This window comes from Citreimonas sp., from assembly GCF_042096055.1.
In the GTDB taxonomy this organism is placed as follows: domain Bacteria; phylum Pseudomonadota; class Alphaproteobacteria; order Rhodobacterales; family Rhodobacteraceae; genus Citreimonas.
Genome location: NZ_JBELMH010000044.1, coordinates 19,270 through 27,533, shown reverse-complemented (window position 1 = coordinate 27,533; position 8,264 = coordinate 19,270). Strand labels below are relative to the sequence as shown.

Below are 8,264 nucleotides of genomic sequence, written 5' to 3'. Positions count from 1 at the left end.
ACGTCGTCTGGCGCCGCAACAAGCTCGGCCTGCGCATGACGAAGCAGCAGATCGATGCGCTCGACGAATGGATGATGGCCGAGGCCGGTGACCGCACCGCCCGCGCGGCCGAATGAGGAGACAGGGATGACGCTGGAACTGAAGAACGTGTCCAAGGTCGTCGAGGGGCAGACGCATATCCACCCCACCGACCTGACGCTGGAAAAGGGCACGATGAACGTGCTGCTGGGGCCGACCCTGTCCGGAAAGACGTCGCTGATGCGGCTTATGGCCGGGCTCGACGCGCCTGCGACGGGGCGGATTCTGTGGAACGGCGAGGACGTCACCGGCGTGCGCGTGCAGGACCGCAAGGTCGCGATGGTCTACCAGCAGTTCATCAACTACCCGTCGATGAGCGTCTACGACAACATCGCCTCGCCCATGAAGCTGATGGGCGTCGACAAGGCCGAGATCGACCGCCGCGTGCGCGAGACAGCCGAGATGATGAAGCTGACGCCGATGCTCGACCGCAAGCCGCTGGAACTGTCGGGCGGGCAGCAGCAGCGCTGCGCGCTGGCCCGTGCGCTGGTCAAGAACGCGGGCCTCGTCCTGCTGGACGAGCCGCTGGCCAACCTCGACTACAAGCTGCGCGAGGAAATGCGCGTCGAGATCCCGCGCATTTTCGAGGAATCCGGCAGCATCTTCGTCTACGCCACGACCGAACCCGAAGAGGCGCTTCTGCTGGGCGGCAACACCGCGACGCTGTGGGAAGGGCGCGTGACGCAGTTCGGCCTGACGCCGAAGGTCTACCGCCAGCCGGTCGACGCGACAACGGCGCGGGTTTTCAGCGATCCGCCGATGAACTTCCTGCCAGTGTCCAAGACCGGGGCCAAGCTGATGTTCGGCGACGGCCAGAGCGCGCCGGCGACGGGCAAGCTGGCGGGTCTGCCCGACGGCCGCTACACCGCCGGCTTTCGGCCGAACCATGTCGAGATCGACCGCCACGCCGGCGACGCGATGGCGTTTGAGACGAAACTCGTCGTGACCGAGCTGACCGGGTCCGAGACTTTCGTTCATCTCGATCACGCCGGCGAACGCTGGGTCGGCCTGATCCACGGCATCCGCCACCTGACGCCGGGGGACGACTTGCGCGTCTATCTCGACCCGCGTCACGTCTACATCTTCGACCGCGACGGGGCGCTGGTGGCGCCCGCGGCCTACGCGCTGGCGGCGTAAGGGGGTATCATGGCCAAGATCACGCTCGACAATCTCGCGCACAGCTACCTGCCCAACCCGCAGGGCGAGGACGATTACGCGCTCAAGGAGCTCAACCACGACTGGGCGGACGGACAGGCCTATGCGCTGCTGGGGTCTTCGGGCTGCGGCAAGTCCACGCTGCTCAACATCATCTCGGGGCTGCTGCAGCCCAGCCAGGGCCGGATCCTGTTCGACGACAAGGACGTGACGCACGCGCCGACGGCCGAGCGCAACATCGCGCAGGTGTTCCAGTTCCCGGTCGTCTACGACACGATGACCGTACACGACAATCTGGCCTTTCCGCTGCGCAACCGCGGCCGGGACGAGTCGTACGTCGCCGAACGCGTGCAAGAGATCGCGCGCATGATCGGCATGGAGGACATGCTCAAGCGCAAGGCGCGCGGCCTCGGCGCGGATGCCAAGCAGAAGATCAGCCTGGGCCGCGGGATGGTGCGCAAGGACGTCAACGCGCTGCTGTTCGACGAGCCGCTGACCGTGATCGACCCGCACATGAAGTGGGAGCTGCGCACCCAGCTGAAGAAGCTGCACCACGATTTCGGTCACACCATGATCTACGTGACCCACGACCAGACCGAGGCGCTGACCTTCGCCGACCGCGTCGTCGTCATGTATGACGGCCGTGTGGTGCAGATCGGCACGCCGGACGAGCTGTTCGAGCGGCCGGCACACACCTTCGTCGGCTACTTCATCGGCTCGCCAGGGATGAACGTGCTCGCCGCGAGGGTCGAGGACGACCGCGCCTATGTAGAGGGGACCGAGATCCCGCTGGGCGCCGCCTACGACACGCCGCGCGGCAAGGTCGAGATCGGCGTGCGGCCTGAATTCGTGACGCTGACGGCGGGCGAGGGGCTGCCGGTGAAGATCCGCCGCGTCGAGGACGTGGGGCGCCACAAGATCGTGCGCGCCGACTTCTTCGGCACCGACATCAACATCATCGCCGACGAGGGCGACGAGATCGGCGCCGACATGACCCGCGTGCACTTCGACCCGGCGCACGTGAACGTCTACGCCGAGGACTGGCGCGTCGAGCCGCGCAGCCGACACGAGGAGGCCGCCTGATGCAGACCAAGACCGTAAACCAGAAGGCGTGGTTCCTGGTGCTGCCCGTGCTGATCCTCGTCGCGTTCTCGGCGGTGATCCCGCTGATGACGGTGGTGAACTACTCGATCCAGGACACGTTCGGGGGCGAGTTCTTTCCGCTCGACGACAAGCTGATGTGGTTCCGCGAGATGCTGGAATCCCAGCGCATGTGGGACGCGCTGGGCCGGCAGCTGATGTTCTCGGGGATCATCCTGGCGATCGAGGTGCCGCTGGGCGTCTTCGTCGCGCTCAACATGCCGAAAAGCGGCTTCTGGGCCAGCTTCTGCCTGGTGACGATGTCGCTGCCGCTGCTGATCCCGTGGAACGTGGTCGGCACCATCTGGCAGATCTTCGGCCGCGTCGATATCGGCCTGCTGGGCAATACGCTGGCCGCGCTGGGCATCGACTACAACTACACGCAGGACGTCTTCGACGCCTGGGTCACGATCATCGTGATGGATGTCTGGCACTGGACGTCGCTTGTGGCGCTGCTGGCCTATGCCGGCCTGAAATCGATCCCCGATGCCTATTACCAGGCCGCCAAGATCGATCAGGCGTCGCGCTGGAAGGTGTTCCGCTACATCGAGCTGCCCAAGATGATGGGCGTGCTGATGATCGCGATCCTGCTGCGCTTCATGGACAGCTTCATGATCTACACCGAGCCGTTCGTCGTCACCGGCGGCGGTCCCGGCAACGCCACGACGCTTCTGTCCATCGACCTCGTGAAGATGGCGCTGGGTCAGTTCGACCTTGGCCCCGCGGCGGCGTTCTCGATCATGTACTTCCTGGTGATCCTCGCGATCAGCTGGGTGTTCTACACCGTGATGACCAATCTCGACAAACGGGGGATGTGAGCCATGGCCGACGCAACGACGACGACATCGCGCATTCCCGAAGACCTGACCGCCGGCGGCAGCCGCCGGCGCGTCAAGGTCAGGGGCTCGGTCGTGGTGATGACGCTTTACCTGCTGTTCCTGATGCTGCCGATCTACTGGCTGCTCAACATGAGCCTGAAGACCAACACCGAGATCCTGAACGACTTCACGCTGTGGCCGAATGACCTGACCTTCGCCAACTACGAGACGATCCTGACCGATCCCTCATGGTACCTCGGCTACGTCAACTCGATCATCTACGTGACGATGAACACGGTGATCAGCCTCGCGGTGGCGCTGCCGGCGGCCTACGCCTTCAGCCGCTACACGTTCCTGGGCGACAAGCACCTGTTCTTCTGGCTGCTCACCAACCGGATGGCGCCGCCGGCAGTCTTCGCATTGCCGTTCTTCCAGCTTTATTCGTCGGTGGGGCTGTTCGACACGCATATCGCCGTCGCTTTGGCGCACACGCTGTTCAACGTGCCGCTGGCGGTCTGGATCCTCGAGGGCTTCATGCGCGGCGTCCCGAAGGAGATCGACGAGACGGCCTATATCGACGGCTACAGCTTTGGGAAGTTCTTCGTGAAGATCTTCATGCCGCTGATCGCGAGCGGCATCGGCGTGGCGGCGTTCTTCTGCTTCATGTTCTCGTGGGTCGAATTGCTGCTGAGCCGCACGCTGACCTCGGTCGACGCCAAGCCCATCGCCGCGATCATGACCCGCACCCAAGGCGCGTCGGGCATCGACTGGGGCGTGCTGGCCGCTGCCGGCATCCTGACGATCGTGCCGGGCGCGCTCGTGATCTACTTCGTGCGCAACTACATCGCCAAGGGCTTCGCCCTGGGCCGCGTGTAAGGGAGGGACCCGGACATGGAATGGATGGCATGGACCTGGCCGACCGCGATCTTCTTCGTCGTGATCGCCCTGCTGCTGGTCACATTCACGATCCTCGGGGTCAAGCGCCCCGAGACGCCCCGCAAGGGCGTGCTGCAGATCGAGACCACGCGCGGCGACAGACTTTTCATCACGCTTCTGGGCTCGGCCTTCATCAACCTGGCCTGGTTGGGACTGGTCGGGGTGAACCAGCCGTTCGCCCTGGTCGTCTGCCTGATCTACGCCGCGGCGGTCTTCCGCTGGGTGTGAGAGACGCGCGGTAGGAGCCGCGCGCACTACGAAACGAACGGTTCGATAAAAAGGGAGGAACCTATGAACCTGAGTTTGAAATCAACCACGGCCCTGGCGCTTGCGCTAGGCCTCGCATCCGGACCGGCCTTCGCCGGGATGGAAGAGGCACGCCAGTTCCTCGACGAGGAGATCGGCGATCTGTCGGCCCTGACCCGCGAAGAGCAGGAAGCCGAGATGCAGTGGTTCATCGACGCGGCCCAGCCCTTCGAGGGCATGGACATCAACGTCGTGTCGGAAACGATCACCACGCACACCTATGAAAGCCAGGTCCTTGCCCCGGCCTTCACCGCCATCACCGGCATCAACGTCACCCACGACCTGATCGGCGAGGGCGACGTCGTCGAGAAGCTGCAGACGCAGATGCAGTCGGGCGAGAACATCTACGACGCCTACATCAACGACAGCGACCTGATCGGCACGCACTGGCGCTACCAGCAGGTGCGCAATCTGACCGACTGGATGGCCGGCGAGGGCGCAGACGTGACGTCGCCGACGCTCGACCTTGACGACTTCATCGGCACCCAGTTCACGACCGCGCCGGACGGCAAGCTGTACCAGCTTCCCGACCAGCAGTTCGCGAACCTCTACTGGTTCCGCTACGACTGGTTCAACGACGAGAAGAACCAGGCCGACTTCCGCGAGGAATACGGCTATGACCTCGGCGTTCCGGTCAACTGGTCGGCCTACGAGGACATCGCCGAGTTCTTCACCGGTCGCGACCTGTCGCACATGGGCGTCGAGGGCGAAGTCTTCGGCAACATGGACTACGGCAAGAAGGACCCGTCGCTCGGCTGGCGTTACACCGACGCGTGGATGTCGATGGCCGGCATGGGCTCCGAGGGTGAACCCAACGGCCTTCCGGTCGACGAGTGGGGCATCCGGGTGAACGAGAACAGCCAGCCGGTCGGGTCCTGCGTGGCCCGTGGCGGCGCGACGAACTCGCCCGCGGCCGTCTACGCCGTGACCAAGGCGATCGAGTGGCTGAACAAGTACTCGCCCCCCGCCGCCGCCGGCATGACCTTCTCCGAGGCGGGCCCGGTTCCGGCGCAGGGCAACGTCGCCCAGCAGATGTTCTGGTACACCGCCTTCACCGCCGACACCGTCAAGGACGGCCTGCCGGTGATGAACGAGGACGGCACGCCCAAGTGGCGCATGGCCCCCTCGCCGCACGGCGTCTACTGGACCGAGGGCACCAAGATCGGCTACCAAGACGTGGGCTCGTGGACGCTGATGAAGTCCACGCCGCTGGATCGCGCCAAGGCCGCATGGCTCTATGCGCAGTTTGTCACGTCGAAGACCGTGGACACGAAGAAAAGCCACGTCGGCCTTACCTTCATCCGCGACAGCTCGATCAACCACGAAAGCTTCACCGAGCGCGCGCCGCGTCTCGGCGGTCTCGTGGAGTTCTACCGCTCGCCGGCGCGCACCGCATGGTCGCCCACCGGCACCAACGTGCCGGACTACCCCAAGCTGGCACAGCTGTGGTGGCAGAACATCGGCGACGCGATGTCTGGCGCCAAGACCCCGCAGGAGGCGCTGGACGCGCTTTGTGCGGACCAGGAGCAGGTGATGGCGCGGATAGAGCGTGCCGGCATCCAGGGCGACATCGGGCCGAAGCTCAACGAAGAGCGTGACCCCGAGTACTGGCTCTCGCAGGAAGGCTCGCCCAAGGCGAAGCTGGAGAACGAGGACGAAGAGCCCCAGACCATCTCGTACGACGAGCTGATCAAGTCCTGGGAGAACTGAGGCTGACGGCGGGCCCTCGGGCCCGCCCCGGTCCGGGCGCGCCCCGTGCGGTATCGCGCGGGGCGCGTCTTTTTTTACGTTACCCTTTCATAGGTTCGCCATGATCGCTCCTTTCGCCCTCGCATTGCCCCGAAACGTCCGGTTCGGCCGCGGCTGCGCCGACGACGCGGCCGCCACCATTGCCGCGCTGGGCCGCCGCGTGCTGGTCGTCCGGGGGCGGTCGGCGGCCTACGCAGACAGTCTCGTCGCAATGATCGAGGCCGAGGGCTGCACCGTCACTGTCCTGCATGGCGAAGGGGAGCCCACGCTGCCCCAGGTCGAGGCGGGCCGCGCCGCGGCGCGCGACGCTGGCACCGACTGTGTCGTGGCCATCGGCGGCGGGTCGGTCATCGACCTCGGCAAGGCGATCGCCGGTTTGGCGCCGCAGGCGGGCGAGGTGCTGGACCATCTCGAAGGGGTCGGTCGCGGAATGCCGTTGGAGCGCGACCCGCTGCCGCTTGTCGCCTTGCCCACCACCGCCGGAACCGGCGCCGAAGCGACGCGCAACGCTGTCATCGGCGTGCCTGATGCGGGCGTGAAGGTGTCCCTGCGCGACCCGCGGCTGGTCCCGGTGCACGCCTTCGTCGATCCCGGGCTGACCGACGGCTGCCCGGCTGGCGTCACGCTGGCGTCGGGGCTCGACGCGGTCGTGCAGGTGATCGAGCCTTACCTCAGCGCGCGCGCCAACCCCGTCACCGACGCGCTGTGCCGCGACGCGATTCCGCGCGGGCTGACGGCGCTGCGCCGCGTCATCGAGGACGAAGACCCCGAGGCACGCGACGCGATGGCGCTGACCTCGCTGCTGGGCGGCATCGCGCTTGCCAATGCGGGGCTGGGGGCCGTGCATGGACTTGCGGGCGTGATCGGCGGCCGCACGGGAATGGCACATGGCGCGATCTGCGGCCGCTTGCTGATCCCCGTGCTGCGCGCCAACCGACAAGCGATCGCCGCCAATGGCGGAGCGATCACGCGCTTCGACGAGGTCTCCGCGTGGATCGACGCCGCGTTCGGCGAGGCGGGCGCCGATCCGCTCGACGCGTTCGCCCGCTGGATCGACGGCAGCGACTTGCCGCGCCTGCCCGCCGCCACCGACGCCGATCGCCGCGACTGGGCCGATGCAGCGGCGCGCGCTTCGTCGATGAAGGCGAACCCCGTCATGCTTGCGCCCGACGTTCTGGTCGAGATCATCGAGCAGTCCAGCGACGCGTGATCGCCGGCGCCTTGGCCGACTAAAGGCTGCCCAGGATCGCGCGTGCGGCTTCCGTCGCCAGCGGGGCCACCTTCTCGACGAAGTCCTCGGGTGTCCATTCGGCAAGCGAGCCCGCGACGTGCAGCGCGCCCAGCGGCACGCCGTCGCGCGCGATGGCCACGCCGATGGCGACCTCGCCCTGTACGAACTCATCGACGACCACGGCGTAGCCGTCCACGCGTGCCTGCGCGATCTCCTCCATGATCCGGTCGACGCTGATTGCGGTCCGCGAGGTATAGGCGTGCAGCGGCGTGCGCGTCACGATCGCCCGCGCGGCGTCGTCGGGCAGGACCGATAGCGCGGCGCGGCCGCCGGCGGTGCAGAAGGTCGGGACGCTGTGCCCGACCAGCGTGGCGTAGAACGTCTCGCGCTTGCTCTGCATCCGCAGCGCGTAGACAAGCCGCGTCTCGTCGTAAAGGCTCAGGTCGACCCGTTCGCGCACGGTCTTGCGCAGCTCGAGCAGCACCGGCGTCGCCTTCTGCACCATCGGGTCGAGGCGCAGCAGGTCCAGCGTGGTGTCTAGGATCCGGATGCCCGGCAGATATCCGCGCCCGTCGGGCCCGCGGCGCAGGTAGCCCAGCGTCAGCAGCGTGTGGACCAGCCGCTGCGCCGCCGACTTGTCGATGTCGGCGCGGGCCGCGATTTCGGACAGGCTGAGCGGTCCGCTGGCCTGGTGGAAGGCGGCAAGGACCTGCATCGCGCGGCCGGCGGCGCGCACGAACAGCGCGCCCGTTTCCTGTGCCTCGTTTTCGCTCAGGCCCGGCGGGCTGGCTCGCATAATGTTGGTCACGGCGGCCTCGGCTGTTGACCAAAACAATTTGGGCGAATTACGC

At 66.5% G+C, this 8,264-nt stretch carries 8 protein-coding genes; 7 read left to right on the top strand and 1 reads right to left on the bottom strand.

The window, feature by feature from the left end:
* The first annotated feature begins 126 nt into the window (after window positions 1–126).
* The 7 genes from ACFDTC_RS11140 to ACFDTC_RS11110 all read left to right on the top strand — a co-directional run bounded on the left by ACFDTC_RS11140 (window position 127) and on the right by ACFDTC_RS11110 (window position 7,392).
* Entirely contained in the window at window positions 127–1,215 is a 1,089-nt protein-coding gene (locus ACFDTC_RS11140; RefSeq protein WP_375258949.1) for an ABC transporter ATP-binding protein, read from the top strand.
* Window positions 1,216–1,224: 9 nt separating this feature from the next.
* Window positions 1,225–2,316, top strand: a complete 1,092-nt coding sequence (locus ACFDTC_RS11135) for an ABC transporter ATP-binding protein (protein WP_375258948.1) — start codon at window positions 1,225–1,227, stop codon at window positions 2,314–2,316.
* Window positions 2,316–3,191 (top strand): carbohydrate ABC transporter permease, encoded by an 876-nt coding sequence (locus ACFDTC_RS11130; RefSeq protein ID WP_375258947.1) that lies wholly within the window; start codon window positions 2,316–2,318, stop codon window positions 3,189–3,191. The genes ACFDTC_RS11135 and ACFDTC_RS11130 overlap by 1 nt, the downstream gene beginning before the upstream one ends.
* Window positions 3,192–3,194: 3 nt before the next feature.
* Window positions 3,195–4,067 carry a carbohydrate ABC transporter permease gene (locus ACFDTC_RS11125; RefSeq protein WP_375258946.1) on the top strand — a complete coding sequence of 291 codons (873 nt, stop codon included), beginning with the start codon at window positions 3,195–3,197 and terminating at the stop codon, window positions 4,065–4,067.
* Window positions 4,068–4,082: 15 nt separating this feature from the next.
* Complete coding sequence (locus tag ACFDTC_RS11120) at window positions 4,083–4,355, top strand: DUF2160 domain-containing protein (RefSeq protein ID WP_375258945.1); 273 nt, start codon at window positions 4,083–4,085, stop codon at window positions 4,353–4,355.
* A gap of 63 nt (window positions 4,356–4,418) precedes the next feature.
* On the top strand, window positions 4,419–6,143 hold the full coding sequence (locus ACFDTC_RS11115; RefSeq protein ID WP_375258944.1) for an ABC transporter substrate-binding protein: 1,725 nt from the start codon (window positions 4,419–4,421) through the stop codon (window positions 6,141–6,143).
* Window positions 6,144–6,246: 103 nt separating this feature from the next.
* A complete protein-coding gene (locus ACFDTC_RS11110) occupies window positions 6,247–7,392 on the top strand; it encodes an iron-containing alcohol dehydrogenase (protein ID WP_375258950.1) in 1,146 nt (381 codons plus the stop codon).
* Window positions 7,393–7,411: 19 nt separating this feature from the next.
* On the opposite strand, the gene ACFDTC_RS11105 is transcribed toward ACFDTC_RS11110, so the two are convergent.
* Window positions 7,412–8,221, bottom strand: a complete 810-nt coding sequence (locus ACFDTC_RS11105; protein ID WP_375258943.1) for an IclR family transcriptional regulator — start codon at window positions 8,219–8,221, stop codon at window positions 7,412–7,414.
* Window positions 8,222–8,264 lie beyond the last annotated feature (43 nt).